Here is a 15,953-nt window from a genome sequence, read left to right as displayed (position 1 = left end):
AAGCCTTCGCAGGCGCTCTCACCGCATCCGTATGCGCAGCCGCACTGAACGCACCGTCCTCACCGCCATCGCGGTCGTGGTAGTGGCTGCCGCCGCCGCTGCGTGGTGGACGCGCGATGCCTGGCTGCCGCACGCAGGGCCGTGGTCCGAGCAGATGTGGAAAAAGATCACCCGCCCGGGCCCCGACACCCTGCCGCCTGACAAGCGGCCCGCCCAGGCGCAGCCCGCGCGCAACGGCGCCTCAACCCCCGCTGCGCCGCAACCGCGCAAGTGTGTGAAAGACGGCCGCACTACCTACACCGACCAGCCCTGTCCCAAGGGCACGCAAGAGCTGCCGGTGGATGGCGCGGTGACCTCGCTCCCGCCCTGACGGTTCACTGGCCATCGGACAAAGGCGTCACCAGGCGCCTGATCCCGCCCTTGCATGGGTATGGGTTCTTGCACCGCAGGGTTCACTGTCGTCCCGGTGTCTCCCGCGTTCCAGCCCTGCGCATATCCGCGCCACCATGTCACGCCGCTGCAACGACGCCGCCCTAGAGTCGGCCTCTTTTCAGAAACGGAACCGTTGCCATGAAAGCCTTGTCTTCCTTCGCCGCTGTCTGCCTGTCTGCCCTGGTGCTTGCCGGGTGTGGCGGTAGTGACGACGCGCCTGCACAACCCCAGGTCATCGCGCACCGTGGCGCCAGCGGCTATCTGCCCGAACACACACTGGGCGGCTACGAGCTGGCCATCCGCATGGGGGCCGACTTCATCGAACCCGACCTGCAGATCACCAAGGACGGCGCGCTGGTCGCCATCCACGACGACACCCTGAACCGCACCACCAACGTGGCCACGCTGTTCGCGCAGCGCAACGGCGGCTACAAGGTGTCGGACTTCACCCTCGCCGAAATCAAGACACTGACCGTGGTGCCCACCGGCACGGGCAAGGCAAGCTATCCGGGCTTCACGCCCAGCTCGGCCAACGCGTTCGCTGTGCCCACCTTCCAGGAAGTGGTGGACCTGGCCAAGAAGCAAAGCAGCACCGCAGGCCGCGAAGTGGGCATCTACCCCGAGGCCAAGCAGGCCGACCCCGCCATGGAAGACGGCATCTTGAAGACCCTGGCCGCCAACGGCTACAACGCCAACAGCAAGGTCTTCATCCAGTCGTTCAGCGATGCCACGCTGCGCAGCCTGCGCACCAAGCAAGTCGCGCAGAACAACAAGATGCCGCTGATCCTGCTGGGGGTGGCCACCACTGCGGCGGACGGCACCGCGCGCATGGGGGTCACGGGCGCCACCGGCGTGCAGGCGCTCGCGCTGAAAGATGTGGCTGCCTTCACCGAGGGGGTGGGCGTGCTCATCAACAACACCACCTACCCCGTCACGAAGTCCTTCATCGACCAGGCCCACGCCGCAGGCCTGAAGGTGCACGGCTGGACCTTTGCGCAGGCCGATGCCGCCCCCGCAGCCGCAGAGTTCCGCAAGTACCTGGACATGGGCATGGACGGCATGTTTGCCAACTACCCCGACCTGGCGGTGACGGCCCGCAACGCGTACGTGCAAGGCAAGTAAGCGCGGCACGACGCAGCGCAACGGTGTGGGCAGGCAGGCGACAGGCCACGCGCCAGAGGGTGCGTAGCCCCCAGGAGACAACCTGGGGGACGCATCTGGGCTAGTCTTGCGGCAACACTTTCGAGCTTGTGCTTTTCGACCATGTCCTCTTCTGCCCCCACCCGATCCCTGCCCCTGCGGGGCGCCACCAACTTCCGCGACCTGGGCGGCTACACCGGCCACGGCGGCCGCCCGGTGAAATGGCGCCGCATCTTCCGCTCCGACCACCTGGCGGGCCTGACGCCCGAGGACCAGGCCCTGCTGGCCGACCTGGGCGTGGCCCGCGCGGTGGACTTTCGCGGCCAGGCCGAAAGCGCCGCCTATGCCTACGCGCTGCCCGGCGTGGCCTACCACCCACTGCACATCGAGCCCACCGTGGTGCAGCGCGCGCTGGAGCTGCAACGCACCGGCCGCCAGCTCACCGCCCAAGACGCCGTGGGCCTGATGCAGGACACCTACCGGGGCTTTGTGCACGACAACGCCCCGCGTTTTGCCGAACTGTTCCGCCTGCTGCTGGCCAGCGATACGCCCACGGTGTTCCACTGCACCGCAGGCAAAGACCGCACCGGCTTTGCCGCCGCCCTCATCCTGCTGACGCTGGGCGTGCCGCGCGATGTGGTGATGCACGACTACCTGCTCACCAACGCGCTGTACCAGCGCCCGCCCGGCATGGGCAGCCATGCGCCCGAGGAAGTGCTGCGCGTGCTGTGGCGCGTGCAAGAAGAGTTTCTGGACGCGGCCCTGCACATGGTGGACAACGACTTTGGCGGCCTGCAGACGTATCTGGTGGACGTGCTGGGCGTGGACGCCGCTGCGCAGAAAGAATTGGCCGGGCGGTATCTGCAGACCGCCTGAGCCGCCGACGGCGCCCGCTGGCAGCGCCTGCCCGGCTTACCCCGGGCTGTGCTGCGGCCGCCCTGTCACAGCGCGCTGTTGGCGCACGCGCCAAAACAGCCAGCCCACGATCGACAGATTCAGCAGATTCCACGCCATACCGTTCAAAAACGCCGCGCGGTAGCTGCCCGTCAGGTCGAAGATCCAGCCTGACATCCAGCCCCCCAGCGCCATGCCGATCAATGTGGCCATGATCACTGCGCCCACGCGCGCGCCGGCCTCCTGCGTGGCGAAATACTCGCGGATGATGATGGCGTAGGCGGGCACGATGCCGCCCTGGAACAGCCCGAACATCGCTGAGATCACATACAGCGGCACCAGCCCGTCAAACGGCAGAAACAGCGCCAGCCCCACGCCCTGCAACGCCGAGCCCAGCAGCAACGTGCGCACGCCGCCAATGCGGTCGCAGATCACGCCCGACACCAGGCGGCTGACGATGCCGCAGGCCAGCATCAGCGACAGCATCTCGGCCCCGCGCGCCGCGCCAAAACCCAGGTCGGTGCAATAGGCCACGATGTGCACCTGCGGCATCGCCATGGCCACGCAGCACGCAACGCCCGCCACACACAGCAATAGCTGTGCATGCAGCGGGCGCAGGCCGAACGGGCGGCTGCGATCGAGCGGCAATGGCGAGGGCGCTGCACCCGACGCGGCCGGCGCCATCGCTGCCGATGCTGCATCCATCTGCACCATGGGCGCGCGCTGGCGCATGCGCAGTGCCAGCAACAGCATGCCAACCCCACACACAATGCCCAGCAGCACATAGGTGTGGCGCCAGCCGATCAGCTCAATGCCGTGCTGCACGATGGGCGGCCACAGCGCGCCCGCAATGTAGTTGCCGCTGGCGCAGATCGCCACCGCAATGCCGCGCCGCTTGTTCCACCACAGCGCGGTGTCTGCCATCAGCGGCGCAAACGTGGCCGAGCTGCCAATCAGCCCCATCAGCCCGTGCGCCAGCCCAAACCCCCAGATGCTGCCCGACAGCCCCGCCCACACAAAACCGCCACACACGGCCACCGCGCCCACGCACAGCACCGGCATCAGCCCATGCCGGTCGGCCATGCGGCCCGTCCAGATTCCGCCCAGCCCCAGGCACACCATCATCAGCGTGTAGGGCAGCGATGCATCGGCACGGCCCACGCCAAACTCGGGCTGCACGGCGGGCAGCACCACCGACACCACATACATGCTGCTGTTGCCCAGCACCACCAGGCCCAGCGTGGTCAGCAGGCGCCATGCGGCCTGGCGGGAGTCGATGAGGGATGCGGGGGCGGCCGCTGAGGAGGTGAAGGCGGAGGGTTGGGGCATGCGGCCAATTTACCCCACGGGTCTGCAGCAGCTTGCAAGGCTGCGCAGGTGACTGCGGGCTGCAGGGCCGCAACGTGTCAAACAATATGAAATTGATAGCTGCCAGCGCATATCAGGTAAGCACTAGCGGCCGTTTTAGCTTGAACCCGCAGAGCTGCGCGAGTGATATCCCTCCGAGCCACTCGCGCGCTGCTGACCAACTCATCGGCCATTCAATGGTTGCGTCGCGGCACCACACCCCCTAAAGTGCATTCACAACTGCATACAAAGATATGCACCGCACAACATAGGGGGGCGACTCGCGGCATGGCGACATTGATACCGGCATTGGGTGCGTGCTTGCGGCGCATGACCCCTGGAGAAAAGCGCTTGGCCGAGAGGCTGGACGACTCGCTTAGATCGAGTCAGTCCCCCGATGGGCGATACGCGCCCCCAGCCGCGTGATGGACTTCGCCACTATCACGCAATTCGGCGGCGCGCTGGCCGCCCTGGTGCCACTGGTGCTGATCGCTGGCTTTGCCATCGTCATCTGGCGCACTGTGTCGCTGCACACCCTGCTGCGGCGCCTATGGCTGCTGGTGCACGGCAGCGAAGACATCTCAGACCCCAAGATCCGTGCGTATGTGGACGAGCAAACCAACCTCATGTCCTTTCGCATGTTCTCTGGCGTGCAGGCCGCTAGCCTGGATGAAGCGCACCAGCTGATCGCGTGGGCCCAACACCACCGCGTTGATTTGCGCCAGATCGCCGCATGCGGGCGCTACTTCGACACCGGGCTGCGGCAGGTGCGCAAGCAAGACTTGCCCTCGCGTCCCTACCTTTATGCGCATGCCGCTGGGTTCCTCTTGTTTCTCTTCGCATCGATAGGCTTCGCCTGGCTGATGCTGATTCCGCAAGTGCCGTTCACCTTCAAAGCGAGCGAGCGCACCTTCCTTGCCGCAGAGACCAGCGCGCAAACTCTGTGGCCCCCTGTCTTCTTCAACAGAAATCCATTGAACAAGGGCGACTGCAATCAACCGCTGGCCGCGAACGTGGCGCGCACCTCGTTCACGGAGGCGGAGGTGAATACGCTGTGCGAGTTTTTGCCAACGGACAAGTGGCCGCCGCATCTTGCAAGCAAGCTGAAAGAACAGCGGTGGTCTTTGTTCACCGGCCTGCTGTTCTTTCTGGCGCTGCTCGGCTACGTTGCCGTGGTGGTGAACAAAGTCATTGCGGCCAAAGACCTTTTGGCCCGTGGCCTTCCGCCCGCCTTGCCGGGGGAGCAGGCCGAGTTGGATTTCGCCAGTGCGAAAGGCTGACATGACGCACTTCGATTGCTCGAGACCGAGGCGTATGGGCATGACTTCGCTCTGCGGCAAAGCAATGCTGTGCGCTGACACCAAGACGCGCGACCTGGGCGCCCGCCCCCTGGCACAACGCAAGCTGTCGGGAGAGAACCGGCTGGGCTTTGGCGACTTTGATCCCACCAGCAACAAGATCAAGGTGATGACCATGAAGGTCAGCAAGGGCCTGGAGTTCCCCGTGGTGGCGCTACCCGGCGTGGGGGATATGCCTGCTGCGGGGAAGAACGAGAAGGAGGCGGCGCGGGTGTTTTATCTGGCGGCTACGCGGGCTACGCAGATGTTGGTTATGGGGGTTGGTGGGGATGGCGGATTAGGGAGGCGGTTACATGAGTAGCGTTTCTGTATTGCAGCGTGTAGACAAAAACGACGCAAAGTGGTCGCGAGCGTGCTGCGCGACGTTGCCTCAAAGCTCACGTTCAACTTGGTTCTCTCTTGGGAATGACTGCGGCTTTCCGGATCAAGACCTGGCCCTCGCGGGTAGTGCCTAACCGCCAGTGCGATATTGCTTTAAGCAGCCCGATAAAGGCGCTGCAAGGGGATGAGAAATGAAGATCGAAAACATCGTAAATGTAAGTGACTATTTAGACAAACATGGACTCGCGAATCCAGCGCTCGAAGTTCTGAATCCAACCGAGGAGAGCTACCGTGCGCTGCTATTTCAGCCCTCTGGCCCGTTCCTGGGTGACGCAGCCCGAATCGGACCTCTGGACCTCGATTTTGCCGACCAACAAGCGACACGGCTACTTGAGATGGCCGTAAAGGGTGGCCATCATCTGGTGGTCACTCCCGAGTACTACCTTCCCATCAAGACTTTGCTGAAGTGCATTGAGGGCGAGACGTTCCCGGCTCGGGATGCATTGTGGGTACTGGGTTGCGAGAGCATGACCCCAAAGCAACTGGTGGAGTTCAAGACACAGGCGCTACAGACTGGCACATGCGAAGTTTTCTTCGAAGAAGACGAGGCCGCAGAGAAACAGGGTACCTACTTCGACCCAGTTGCATACTGCTTCATCGCAAAAGAGAAGCAAAGCGGAAACGAACGCCGCGTGGTGTTGTTCCAATTCAAAACCATCTCTTCTAAGGACGAGCACTACTTTGAGAACAGATTGCTCCGCACAGGCAGAAAGATTTATCAGTTTTTTGGCCCGGAGAAACGCCTCTCGCTGGCGACCATAATCTGCTCAGACGCCTTTGGCATTTCCGAGGATAAGAACATCCTTCTTAAGCTGACTGAGCGGGCAACGCTGTTACACATCCAGCTCAACCAAAAGCCTCATAACCCCGACTATCAACAGTACCGATTTGAGACTTTCCGCCGAAACCGTCGCACAAGTAATTGCGACATCGTCTGTCTGAACTGGGCAGAAAACATGATCTTCATGGAGCATGCTGATGGAAAGAAACACGAGTGGGGAAACGAGACAGGATCGGCGTGGTACTTGCCGCACGACCGCTGCTCAACAGATGATGCCGAAATAGAGAGCAATGAGCGGAAGGGTCTGTATTACTCGAAACATCGGCGCGAACGTCATGTCTTGCACTTTCACTATGCTCCTGCCGTTTTCGAACTGACCGCGCCCAAGGTGGAGCACACAGGTCTCCAGTTGCTCGCCAATTCAACCGGTCCAACTATGGATGCGAGATACACCTGGGATGCAACTTCGCTGGCATGGGTAGAGCAAACTGAGTGTGCTGACACCGGCTTAACAGAGATCTTTTCTGGCGACGAGAAAGTCGAGGCGGCATTCGCACATCTAAAGACTGAGGAAAGCCGCCTCCGCATCGAGCGCGCAGTGGCGCTCGCTTGTGGGCTTAATAACGAAACAGAGAACTGGCATGCCGCAACAGAACTTGCTTCGCTTCGCATCGAAGACGACGAGCTTCCTCAGCGCGTGACGGTCCGCCTGGAACGAGACGAACAAATTCGGACATTGCGACATGACCGCGTCCAGAGCGTCGCCGCGTTGCACCACATTCTTGCTACTTTCGACCCGTTGCCCTTGGCAATTCGCGATTTAGAGGGCGGTGGCGCTCGCATCCAATGGTCACGGCGATCACCTCACACCAACGTGGTGAAGGACGGGCAGCAGCCTGCGCTCGTGTCATACCTAGGGTTCAACCCGCGGGGTGACCAAATCAAGGCTAAGTCTGACGCGGCCTATGAACTACTCCGCAGGGAGAACGTCCCGGAGCGGCGCCACCGTGTGGCGGTTTGCTATTTCACAGTAGACGGTCCGGTGTTTGCACCAATCAAGCAGTTGGTGAACTTCACAGATGACGGCAGAAGCCCTACATCAATCGCTCAAGGCTAACTATGCAAGTACTTGAATCCGCTCGGAAAAAAGTGGCCGGCCTTCTAGTCGGCATCGAACAGATTGAAGACGCTGTTCTTCGTGGCGAGCGCCGTTACCAAGACAAGACATTTGCGGTCGCCTACGTTGACTTCGCAGACGATGTGGTTGGCCGTGCAAAGGGGCTTCGTGCGTTTCAGGAACGCATCCTTGGGGAAGGATACTTCAGTTCGCCGGGCGACCTGAGATGGAACAAGTACATCTACATCGTGGCGGGCCCTAACTCCAAACAGCAAGACGGCTTCCAAGAGGCGAAAAGCGCGATTGAAGCGGACGAGGAATACGCCCGTAAGCGCGTAGTCTCGGAAGACGAACTCGAATCAGCGCTCGGCGCTGCTCAATACTTCACAGCCAATGACAATGTTCAAGAGTTCGACATAGTGGCTGAATGGGGACGCAAGCTTGCGGCAGCGGCCCTCGATGCGGTTCTTGACCGGCCTACGCGCACTACGCTTATTGAACAGATTGGAACCGGTGACGCTCGTCGGCTAGCAATCAGTCGGAAGCCGCTCACACTCCATCAGACAGATGCCCCACTGAATAGCACATGGCTCACGAAACTCCGAATTGAGAAGTTCAGACCTGTCCACGATGGAAAGCCGCCGTACGAGTTTGGTCAAGTAACGTTGATTACGGGCCCAAACGGCACAGGTAAGACCTCACTCCTCGAGGCCATCGAATACTTCTATTGCGGCCAAAACCGACGACGAGGAAGCAGCTCCAGCAAGGTTTTCGCTACGCTGTGCGGGAGCACGTTGGAGATGGCTTCAACGACCGATTCCACTCGCCTTAGAGCCCGATGCCTGAAGTGGTACAACCGCGAGGAGCGAACCTCGAGCGGCGTCCTCGATGGATTTGACCGATATAACTTCCTTGATACCGATGCCGCGTTCCGAGTTACGTCCGAACTCAATGCTGAGGCTCTGCCCGAGGACCTCAGTCGACTCGTCGTGGGCCCAGAAGCCTCCCAGGTCTGGGCATACATCGGAAAGCTGACGCCGGAGGTCGAGCTCGCGAGAGACCGTTCGCTCGTCAAGTTGGAGGAGGCTCAGGGGCAACTGAACGACGCTAGGACAAAGCTAAAGGCATTACAAGAGCGGCCGTCCGATGCGAAGGCGCTAACTGATTCGTTTAGGGCATCACTGTCAACGATGGGGTGGAAGGCTAGCCCGTCCAGCTCTCCCTTTGCTTCGGCGGAAGAAGGGACTCCGCTGCAGGCCGCGCATGAGCACATACAAATCCTTCTCTCCGCAGGGACGGGACTCGTAAACCTTAGAGCCCTAAAAGCGCGGTGGTCCCAAGTCGACAGCGCGTTTATTGCCGCCCAAGCTGTCGACGCTGCTCGTACTGCCATCAATGAGCGGGCAACTGGTCTCGCAGAGCAAATCAGGGCTTATGACGCAGCCGCTGGCATTTTCGAGCGTTGGGCCCTCTACGTTAGAAGTCGGTTCGCTACATTGAGAGCTGAGTATCTGCAGTGCAAGGAACGCGTAGACAGAGCTGCGGACAAGATTGGCATCTACGCAAGTTTCGATGTCCCTACGGTGAGCCCTGAATTCTCGGATGTGAGGCTCATTGATGCAGTCAATAGCGCAATCCAGAGCGTCAATTCAGTGGCTAGCCAAGTCCATTCGCTAGAAAAGCTGAGCTCGGCTTACGGACAGGCAGCGGCGACACGGGCACGTGTGGCTCAGCAACTGACTACTGCTGTGCAAGCATCAATAGCAGAAGGTGGCGCCGCAGACATTTGCCCAGTGTGTAAGACAAAGCACACGGCGGAGGTGCTTGCACGCCACATTGAAAGTATTACTGCCGACCTCGAGCAGCCAGCGGAACTTGCTGCCATTGCGCAGCAACTTTCAGATGCCAAGAACAACCTGCAAGGTTGGAAAAGTTGGCAATCACATCTCGAACGAATTCAGCACATTGCCACTCATTTTGAAATGCCGCAGACATCGCTTTGCAGAGATGTTCTCCTCGCGCTGCAGAACGCTCGCAATGAGCTGAACCAAGCGAATGCTGACCTGCCGATAGTCAAGGAAAAGTGGCTTGAACTGGAGAGGCTCGGCCTCACCGAGATTGAATACGACCGACTGTTGAACTCGATATCCGCTGAGGTAACGGTGGGTCAGAGTCCCTATGACATTGACGCTGTACAACAGCACCTTCAGGCATACAAGCGCGCGTCCACATCATCTCGAGAGCAGCTACCGCCACTGCAGGCGGAACTGAATTCGAATGCATCGCAACTTGCATCATTGGTTTCACCTCTCTTTTCTCCATCATGGCAAACTCGTGTGGCCGTCGGAAATGATTTCCAAGCTGTTGCTGCTTTACGCCAAGATTTGGAAGCCCTGACGAAGCATGCAGACGCGCTCTGCCTTCAATTGGACATTGCGGATGACATGGCCTTAAGCGACGTCCAAGCATCCATCGCCGGCGCTTTACGGGCGCTGGCAGAGGCGGTCCAAGCAGCCACGCATGAACAGTCAGCGTCTAACGATATCTCCGCGCTGACTGAACACATTTCAGAGATTGACAAGGCAGTACGTGCGCTCCTTATGAAGCACATGAATTTTCGTGCCGCTGGAGAAGCGCTGATAGCCCTTGCAAAAGAACTATCCCTGGACCGTGCCACCAAGAAGTCGCTTGATGCCATCGGCGCAGAAATCAATGCAGCCTTCGTCCGAATTCACTCTCCGAATGAGTACGAGTATGTTGGTGACGGCGAAGTACTTCTCAGGTCGCGAGAGTCCAAGGAAACTTGGTCATTGGACCGAGTTAGCACTGGTCAGCGCTCAGCATTTGCGCTGTCAGTCTTTCTGGCTCTCAATCGGACTGCAGCCAATGCACCGCCAGTTGTTCTGATTGACGACCCAGTTGCCCACGTCGACGATTTGAACGCCCTATCGTTCTTAGACTACCTGCGCGACTTGGCCGTTCACTCAAAGCGTCAGATTTTCTTTGCGACTGCGGATACGCGCATTGCTTCGCTGTTTGCTCGCAAGTTTGGATTCCTTGGCGATGACTTCAAGACGATTAGGTTGGCCCGAGACACTGAAGCGTAAGGTGCGGCCATTAGGCGGCGGACAAGTGTGCCCGGGTCTTTCGTGCGGAGTGTTGAGATTAATGGGGGAACTTGTCACAGTCCTACTTTCGTAGCTAGGAATTGCATTTACAAAGCTCTCCCACGGCAGTCGCTCCACCAATTGAACTACTCGTCAATAACTAACAAAAACAGGGCGCACAGACATGCACGAAATCATCTGCCCCCACTGCAGCAAAGCCTTCAAGATCGACGAGGCGGGGTATGCCGACATCCTCAAGCAGGTGCGCGATGGCGAGTTTGAGCAGCAATTGCACGAGCGGCTGGAGTTGGCCGAGCGGGAAAAGCGCGACGCGATTGCTCTGGCCAAAGCGGAGGTGACCAATGCGCTGCAAAAGGCGGCGGCGGCCAAAGACACCGAGATTCAGGCGCTGAAGGCCCAGCTGGACGCGGTCGAGGTGGAGCGCAAATTGGCCGTCACAGAAGCCTTGGGCGCGGTGAGCAAAGAGCGCGATGCGCTGGCGAATGAACTGGCACAGGCACGCAACGCGCAGCAAGCCGCCGCCCAGTTGGCCGAGGCCAAGCTGGCCCATGCGCTGCAGGCCGAGGCCGCCAAAAAGGACGCCGAGATTCAGGCCCTGCAAGCCAAGCTGGCGGCCAGCGATGTGGCGCGCCAACTGGCGGTGACGGAGGCGGTGAACCAGGCCGTGGGAGTGGTGGCCCAGGAGCGGGATGCCTTCAAGAGCGAGCTCAGCCTCATCACCGTCAAAAACCAGCTGGAAGAGAAAGCCATCAAGGAGCAGTTCGCCCTGCAGTTGCGCGACCGCGAAGGCGAGATTGAGCGCCTGCGGGACATGAAGGCGCGGCTATCGACCAAGATGGTGGGCGAGACGCTGGAGCAGCACTGCGAGATTGAGTTCAACCGCATCCGTGCGGCGGCGTTTCAGCGCGCGCACTTTGAGAAAGACAACGACGCCCGCACCGGCAGCAAGGGCGACTACATCTTTCGCGAGGCGGATGAGCACGGCACCGAGATCGTTTCCATCATGTTTGAGATGAAGAACGAGAGCGACGAGACGGCCACCAAGAAGAAGAACGAAGACTTCTTGAAAGAGCTGGACAAGGACCGCAACGAGAAGGCGTGCGAATACGCGGTGCTGGTGTCCCTGCTGGAGCCGGAGAGCGAGCTGTACAACAGCGGCATCGTGGATGTGTCGCACCGCTACCCCAAGATGTATGTGGTGCGGCCGCAGTTTTTTGTGCCGCTGATCACGCTGCTGCGCAATGCCGCGTTGAACTCGCTGAAGTACAAGTCCGAGCTGGCGCTGGTGCGTTCGCAGAACCTGGATATCACCAAGTTTGAATCGCAGCTGGAGGAGTTCAAGGGGGCGTTTGGGCGCAACTGGCGCTTGGCGTCAGACGGGTTCGAGGAAGCCGTGAAGCGGATTGACGAGGCCATCAAGGACCTGGAGAAGACCAAGGAAGCGCTCCACAAGTCGGCCAACAACCTGCGCCTGGCCAACGACAAGGCCGAAGACCTCACCATCAAGAAGCTGACGCGCGGCAACCCGACGATGGCGGCCAAGTTTGCGGAGCTGAAGCAGGTGGGAATGTTGGATGGGGAGTGAGACAGGGCCGCGCGGTGGACGGTGCGCGGCCGGGCGTTGCGCCCCCATCGCTGCAGGCGGTGATCAGGAGCCCGCACTGCCTGCCGCAGCGGCGACGCGCCCCCTGCGCCCGGGCTCACACCCTGATGGAAGCCCCCGTCGCATAGAACTGCCCACCCGCCACGTAGTGCAGCGTGCGCAGGTCATCCGGCGCGGTGTCGAACTCCCAGTGCCCGTTGCGGAACACGCGGTCGTCGGCCCAGGCGGCCACCACTTCGCCGATGAAGAGGTCGTAGGCCTGCTGGTTGTGCGGCTCGGGGACCACGCGGCACAGCAGCCAGGCGGCGCAGCCTTGCACCAGCGGGGGTGTGGTCTGCGCAGGTTGACCGGGGGCTTCAAAAAACGCCACGCCATGGCGCCGCAGCTTGTCGGGCGTGGTCTTGGCGGTGTCGGTGCCCAGGGCAACGGTGAGCGCTGCCAGGGGCACGGTGGGCAGCTGCAGTGCAAAGAAGCCGCTGGCCTCCACCAGCTCGCGCGTGCGCGTGGCCTTGTCGAGCACCACGGTGACCTTGGGCGGCGCAAAGTCCAGTGCGCAGGCCCACGATGCGGCCATGACGTTGTGCTGGCCTGCATGGGTGGCCGACACCAGCACGACGGGGCCGTGGTTGAGCAAGCGGTAGGCCTTGTCGAGGGGCACCGGGGTGAAGTGGGGCGGGGAGGCAGTGGGCAACATGGGGTGTGATGGTTTGTTCAGTGAGCGATACGAGGGGGATGGGGTGGAGCGCGGAAGCTGTTGGCGTTGCGGATGTTTGCTATAAATTAAATAGCTATTCAGGCATATTGCACTAGCGCTATAGCGCATTTTTGCCTCAAAACGGCTTTCATGCAGCCTGTATGGGCGCCCGGAGGCCGCAGCGGCTGCCGCCAAAAGGCGCCCCAGCCAGAGTGCCGCACAGGGGCTTGTGGCACGCCCCTGTGACGGCGATAGCCACACGCTAACATGCCACCGCCAACCGTTGGCCACAACCCGCCCCTTGAGGGGCTTACAGGAGACGATGAATGTTCAGTCATGTGATGGTCGGTGTGAACGACCTGGAGCGGTCCAAGAAGTTTTATGACGCGCTGCTGGGCACGCTGGGTGTGCCGCCCGGGCTGGCCAACAAGAACCGCTACTTCTATCGCGGACCCACCGGTACCTTTGGCATCACCACCCCCATCAACGGCGAGCCTGCCACCTTTGCCAACGGCGGCACCATCGGTTTTGCCATGCAGTCGCCGGAGCAGGCCGACGCCTTCCATGCCGCCGGCGTGGCCAACGGCGGCGTTACCTGCGAAGACCCACCCGGCTGGCGCGAAGGCCCCGGCGGCAAGCTGTACCTGGCGTACCTGCGCGACCCGGACGGCAACAAGATCTGCGCACTGCATCGCCCGGCCAAGGCCTGATCAGCGAGCAGGGTCGCCACTGCAACGCCGGTGGCGCTGCAGCCAGCGCTGGGCGGCCTGCACAGCTTGGCAGGCCGCAGCGGCCATGGCCCCGGTGACGGCCAGCATGGCCAGGATGTGAACACCCAGCGCGGCCAGCGCCAGCAACAAGGGGGTGGAGAGCCCGCCACCCGCTGGAGCCGCCCCACCTGCTGCGCCATCACCCCCGCACAGCGGGGCCAGCGCAGGCATCAGCGCCAGCCCGGCACCGTGCACCGTGGCCACCCCAAAGGACCAGACTGCCATGCCCACGGGCCCGGCCGGCTTGCGCAGGCGATGCCACCCCGCCGCCAGCCAATGCGCGCGAGCGAGCACCACCACCCCACCCAGGCCGCCCGCTACCGCAACCAGCGCGGATGGCGACAACGATAGCCCCCACACCGCCGCAGCCGCCGGCAATGCCACGGCGGCCAGGTGCCCGCAGGCCATGGGCAGCAGTGCGCGCAGCGGCATGCTGCGGTCGTTGGCGTGCAGGCTGCAGGCGGTGGCCAGCCCCCAGCCCGTGAGGGGGTTGAGCCCGTGCAGTGCGCCCATGGCAGCGATGGCCAGCCAGGGCCAGAGGGCGGCGTCCATGGTCGCACTCCGCGCGGTGTGTGGTCAGCCCCGTGCGGCGCAGCAACCACCCGGCGCCGTGTGGGCCGGTGAAGGCTGGGGCGCCTGTGCGGCTGGCGCCGTCACAGACCCAGCCTGTGGCTGGGAGGGCGCATACCGGTCGTGGTGGCGCACCCAGTCCATGGGGTAGGCGGGGTTGGTCTCGTGGCGGCCTCGGGGCGTGAGGTCCAGCAGCTGGTAGGTGCCCATCATGGCCTCCACGCCGCGCCCGAAGGTGGAGTAGGCGTGGAACACATCGCCCGCATCGTTGCGCACAAACACGCTGATGCCCGGCGCCTCATCGGCAGGGAAGGGCCGCATGCCGTAGTTGTAGAACACCTCGCCGTTGCCGCGTGCGCGCTGCTCGGGCGTGAAGCTCACGGCAAAGTCGTGGTTGAAGTCGCTGCCGTGCGACGACGCCCAGCGGAACTGCCAGCCCATGCGCTGGCGGAAGCGCTCGATCTCGGCCAGCGGCGCGCGCGACACGGCGAGCACCGATACGTCACGGTGTTGCAGGTGCAGCGCCATGCCGCCCATGTGGTCGGCCATGAAGGAGCAGCTGGGGCAGCCCTGCTCCCACCCCGGGCCGAACATAAAGTGCTGCACCAGCAACTGGCTGCGGCCGTCGAACAGGTCGGCCAAGGCGCGCGGGCCCTGCAGCGTGTCCAGCGTGTAGCGCTTGTCCACGCGGGTCCAGGGCAATGCGCGGCGCTGCGCGGCGACCTCGTCATGCAGACGGGTCAGCGCCTTCTCGCGGGCCAGCAGTGCATGGCGCTGTGCCAACCATTGGTCGGCAGAAACCACGGGATGGGGGGTGGGTGCGTTCATCGGGGTGCTCCTTGTGCGAGTGGTGGATGGCGTAGCGGGATGAAAAATGGCCTTGGAATGAGGCGCTGGCAGGCGCACCCATCCCCGGCCCGCGGCATCGCGTGATGTGCGCAGGGCCTGTGGTTACCAGGGTGGTGGAGGTTGCGGCGGGGGGCCGCATACCTCAAGAGGTCAAGGGATCAAGAAGTCAAGGCCTCAGGGGCGGGCCGCTTTGGGCCGGCGAACGGCGCGGACCTTGCCGCTGCCGCCGCCCCCGCAGTAGAAGAGGTCGGCGCCGTCGGATTCGAGGCCGCTCACGCCCACGTCTGGTGGCATGTCGAGCTGCTGCAGCACGGCACCGGTGGCGGGGTCGATGTGGCGCAGCGTGCTCTCGTCACCCTCCCAGGTGCCATGCCACATCTCGCCGTCCACCCAGGTCACGCCGGTCACGAAGCGGTCGGACTCGATGGTGCGCCGGATGGCGCCGGTGGCGGGGTCGATCTGGTGGATCTTGCGGTCGCGGTACTGGCCCACCCACAGGCTGCCTTCGGCCCAGGTGAGGCCCGAGTCGTTGCCGTTGCCCGGGGCTGGGATGGAGGCCACCACCTGGCCGGTGGCGGGGTCGATCTTGTCGATGCGCGCCTCGGTGATCTGGTACAGGTGTTTGCCGTCAAACGCGGTGCCGGCATCGCTGGCCACGGGCAGCGTGCGCCGGGTCTCGCCCGTGGCGGCATCAAAGGCCACCAGGTGCGCCCCCGTGGCCGCCCAGACATGCTGGCCGTCGTGCGTGACGCCATGCACGCTGTCTGCACCCGCAAAGGGGCCGTATTCGCGCACGATCTCGGCGGGTTGTGAAGGGTGACTGCGGAGGGTGGCGGGTGTCGGTTCGTGGTGGGTGCATGCGGTCATCGTTGGCTCCTGGGGGGTGGCC

At 62.5% G+C, this 15,953-nt stretch carries 14 protein-coding genes; 9 read left to right on the top strand and 5 right to left on the bottom strand.

What is annotated here, in order from left to right; all coding sequences use genetic code 11:
* Positions 1 to 31 precede the first annotated feature (31 nt).
* The 3 genes from DNK89_RS15050 (at position 32) to DNK89_RS15040 (ending at position 2,448) form a co-directional block, all read left to right on the top strand.
* The gene (locus tag DNK89_RS15050; RefSeq protein WP_110960754.1) at positions 32 to 370 is read left to right on the top strand and encodes a DUF4124 domain-containing protein; all 339 of its coding nucleotides are present in this window, start codon (positions 32 to 34) and stop codon (positions 368 to 370) included.
* A 200-nt stretch (positions 371 to 570) separates the two neighbouring features.
* Positions 571 to 1,554, top strand: coding sequence for a glycerophosphodiester phosphodiesterase family protein (locus tag DNK89_RS15045; protein ID WP_110960753.1), 984 nt, complete (start codon positions 571 to 573; stop codon positions 1,552 to 1,554).
* Between the two features lie 141 nt (positions 1,555 to 1,695).
* A complete protein-coding gene (locus DNK89_RS15040; protein ID WP_110960752.1) occupies positions 1,696 to 2,448 on the top strand; it encodes a tyrosine-protein phosphatase in 753 nt (250 codons plus the stop codon).
* Between the two features lie 36 nt (positions 2,449 to 2,484).
* On the opposite strand, the gene DNK89_RS15035 is transcribed toward DNK89_RS15040, so the two are convergent.
* The gene (locus DNK89_RS15035) at positions 2,485 to 3,795 is read right to left on the bottom strand and encodes an MFS transporter (RefSeq protein WP_110960751.1); all 1,311 of its coding nucleotides are present in this window, start codon (positions 3,793 to 3,795) and stop codon (positions 2,485 to 2,487) included.
* 443 nt (positions 3,796 to 4,238) lie between these two features.
* Between DNK89_RS15035 and DNK89_RS15030 the strand changes: the two genes are divergently transcribed.
* The 5 genes from DNK89_RS15030 (at position 4,239) to DNK89_RS15010 (ending at position 12,163) form a co-directional block, all read left to right on the top strand.
* Entirely contained in the window at positions 4,239 to 5,093 is an 855-nt protein-coding gene (locus DNK89_RS15030) for a DUF6216 family protein (protein ID WP_110960750.1), read from the top strand.
* A gap of 40 nt (positions 5,094 to 5,133) precedes the next feature.
* Positions 5,134 to 5,472, top strand: coding sequence for a 3'-5' exonuclease (locus DNK89_RS15025; protein ID WP_238990822.1), 339 nt, complete (start codon positions 5,134 to 5,136; stop codon positions 5,470 to 5,472).
* A gap of 211 nt (positions 5,473 to 5,683) precedes the next feature.
* Positions 5,684 to 7,450 (top strand): hypothetical protein, encoded by a 1,767-nt coding sequence (locus DNK89_RS15020; RefSeq protein WP_110960748.1) that lies wholly within the window; start codon positions 5,684 to 5,686, stop codon positions 7,448 to 7,450.
* Positions 7,451 to 7,452: 2 nt separating this feature from the next.
* Positions 7,453 to 10,557, top strand: coding sequence for an AAA family ATPase (locus tag DNK89_RS15015; protein ID WP_110960747.1), 3,105 nt, complete (start codon positions 7,453 to 7,455; stop codon positions 10,555 to 10,557).
* 184 nt (positions 10,558 to 10,741) lie between these two features.
* A complete protein-coding gene (locus tag DNK89_RS15010) occupies positions 10,742 to 12,163 on the top strand; it encodes a DUF2130 domain-containing protein (RefSeq protein WP_110960746.1) in 1,422 nt (473 codons plus the stop codon).
* A 115-nt stretch (positions 12,164 to 12,278) separates the two neighbouring features.
* Here the strand turns inward: DNK89_RS15010 and DNK89_RS15005 are convergent, their stop codons facing one another.
* Positions 12,279 to 12,875, bottom strand: coding sequence for a flavin reductase family protein (locus DNK89_RS15005; protein ID WP_110960745.1), 597 nt, complete (start codon positions 12,873 to 12,875; stop codon positions 12,279 to 12,281).
* A gap of 326 nt (positions 12,876 to 13,201) precedes the next feature.
* Here DNK89_RS15005 and DNK89_RS15000 point away from each other — a divergent pair, with 326 nt between their 5' ends.
* On the top strand, positions 13,202 to 13,585 hold the full coding sequence (locus DNK89_RS15000; protein WP_110960744.1) for a VOC family protein: 384 nt from the start codon (positions 13,202 to 13,204) through the stop codon (positions 13,583 to 13,585).
* Here the strand turns inward: DNK89_RS15000 and DNK89_RS14995 are convergent, their stop codons facing one another.
* The 3 genes from DNK89_RS14995 to DNK89_RS14985 all read right to left on the bottom strand — a co-directional run bounded on the left by DNK89_RS14995 (position 13,586) and on the right by DNK89_RS14985 (position 15,931).
* Entirely contained in the window at positions 13,586 to 14,197 is a 612-nt protein-coding gene (locus DNK89_RS14995; protein ID WP_110960743.1) for a hypothetical protein, read from the bottom strand.
* 24 nt (positions 14,198 to 14,221) lie between these two features.
* Positions 14,222 to 15,043: a DUF899 domain-containing protein gene (locus DNK89_RS14990; RefSeq protein WP_161958945.1), complete on the bottom strand. Its 822-nt coding sequence runs from the start codon at positions 15,041 to 15,043 to the stop codon at positions 14,222 to 14,224.
* Positions 15,044 to 15,238: 195 nt separating this feature from the next.
* Complete coding sequence (locus DNK89_RS14985; RefSeq protein WP_110960742.1) at positions 15,239 to 15,931, bottom strand: PQQ-binding-like beta-propeller repeat protein; 693 nt, start codon at positions 15,929 to 15,931, stop codon at positions 15,239 to 15,241.
* Positions 15,932 to 15,953: the final 22 nt, after the last annotated feature.

The sequence above is a fragment of the Acidovorax sp. ST3 genome (assembly GCF_003231145.1).
In the GTDB taxonomy this organism is placed as follows: Bacteria; Pseudomonadota; Gammaproteobacteria; order Burkholderiales; family Burkholderiaceae_C; genus Acidovorax.
This window is presented reverse-complemented; position numbering and strand designations above follow the sequence as displayed.

Excerpts from the sequence above, each read along its gene's own strand:
- DNK89_RS15005 (WP_110960745.1), bottom strand. The coding sequence starts at position 12,875 with ATGTTGCCCACTGCCTCCCCGCCCCACTTCACCCCGGTGCCCCTCGAC.
- DNK89_RS15000 (WP_110960744.1), top strand. The coding sequence starts at position 13,202 with ATGTTCAGTCATGTGATGGTCGGTGTGAACGACCTGGAGCGGTCCAAG.
- DNK89_RS15035 (WP_110960751.1), bottom strand. The coding sequence starts at position 3,795 with ATGCCCCAACCCTCCGCCTTCACCTCCTCAGCGGCCGCCCCCGCATCC.
- DNK89_RS15050 (WP_110960754.1), top strand. The coding sequence starts at position 32 with ATGCGCAGCCGCACTGAACGCACCGTCCTCACCGCCATCGCGGTCGTG.
- DNK89_RS14995 (WP_110960743.1), bottom strand. The coding sequence starts at position 14,197 with ATGGACGCCGCCCTCTGGCCCTGGCTGGCCATCGCTGCCATGGGCGCA.
- DNK89_RS14985 (WP_110960742.1), bottom strand. The coding sequence starts at position 15,931 with ATGACCGCATGCACCCACCACGAACCGACACCCGCCACCCTCCGCAGT.
- DNK89_RS15025 (WP_238990822.1), top strand. The coding sequence starts at position 5,134 with ATGACTTCGCTCTGCGGCAAAGCAATGCTGTGCGCTGACACCAAGACG.
- DNK89_RS15015 (WP_110960747.1), top strand. The coding sequence starts at position 7,453 with ATGCAAGTACTTGAATCCGCTCGGAAAAAAGTGGCCGGCCTTCTAGTC.
- DNK89_RS15045 (WP_110960753.1), top strand. The coding sequence starts at position 571 with ATGAAAGCCTTGTCTTCCTTCGCCGCTGTCTGCCTGTCTGCCCTGGTG.
- DNK89_RS14990 (WP_161958945.1), bottom strand. The coding sequence starts at position 15,043 with ATGAACGCACCCACCCCCCATCCCGTGGTTTCTGCCGACCAATGGTTG.
- DNK89_RS15010 (WP_110960746.1), top strand. The coding sequence starts at position 10,742 with ATGCACGAAATCATCTGCCCCCACTGCAGCAAAGCCTTCAAGATCGAC.
- DNK89_RS15020 (WP_110960748.1), top strand. The coding sequence starts at position 5,684 with ATGAAGATCGAAAACATCGTAAATGTAAGTGACTATTTAGACAAACAT.
- DNK89_RS15030 (WP_110960750.1), top strand. The coding sequence starts at position 4,239 with ATGGACTTCGCCACTATCACGCAATTCGGCGGCGCGCTGGCCGCCCTG.
- DNK89_RS15040 (WP_110960752.1), top strand. The coding sequence starts at position 1,696 with ATGTCCTCTTCTGCCCCCACCCGATCCCTGCCCCTGCGGGGCGCCACC.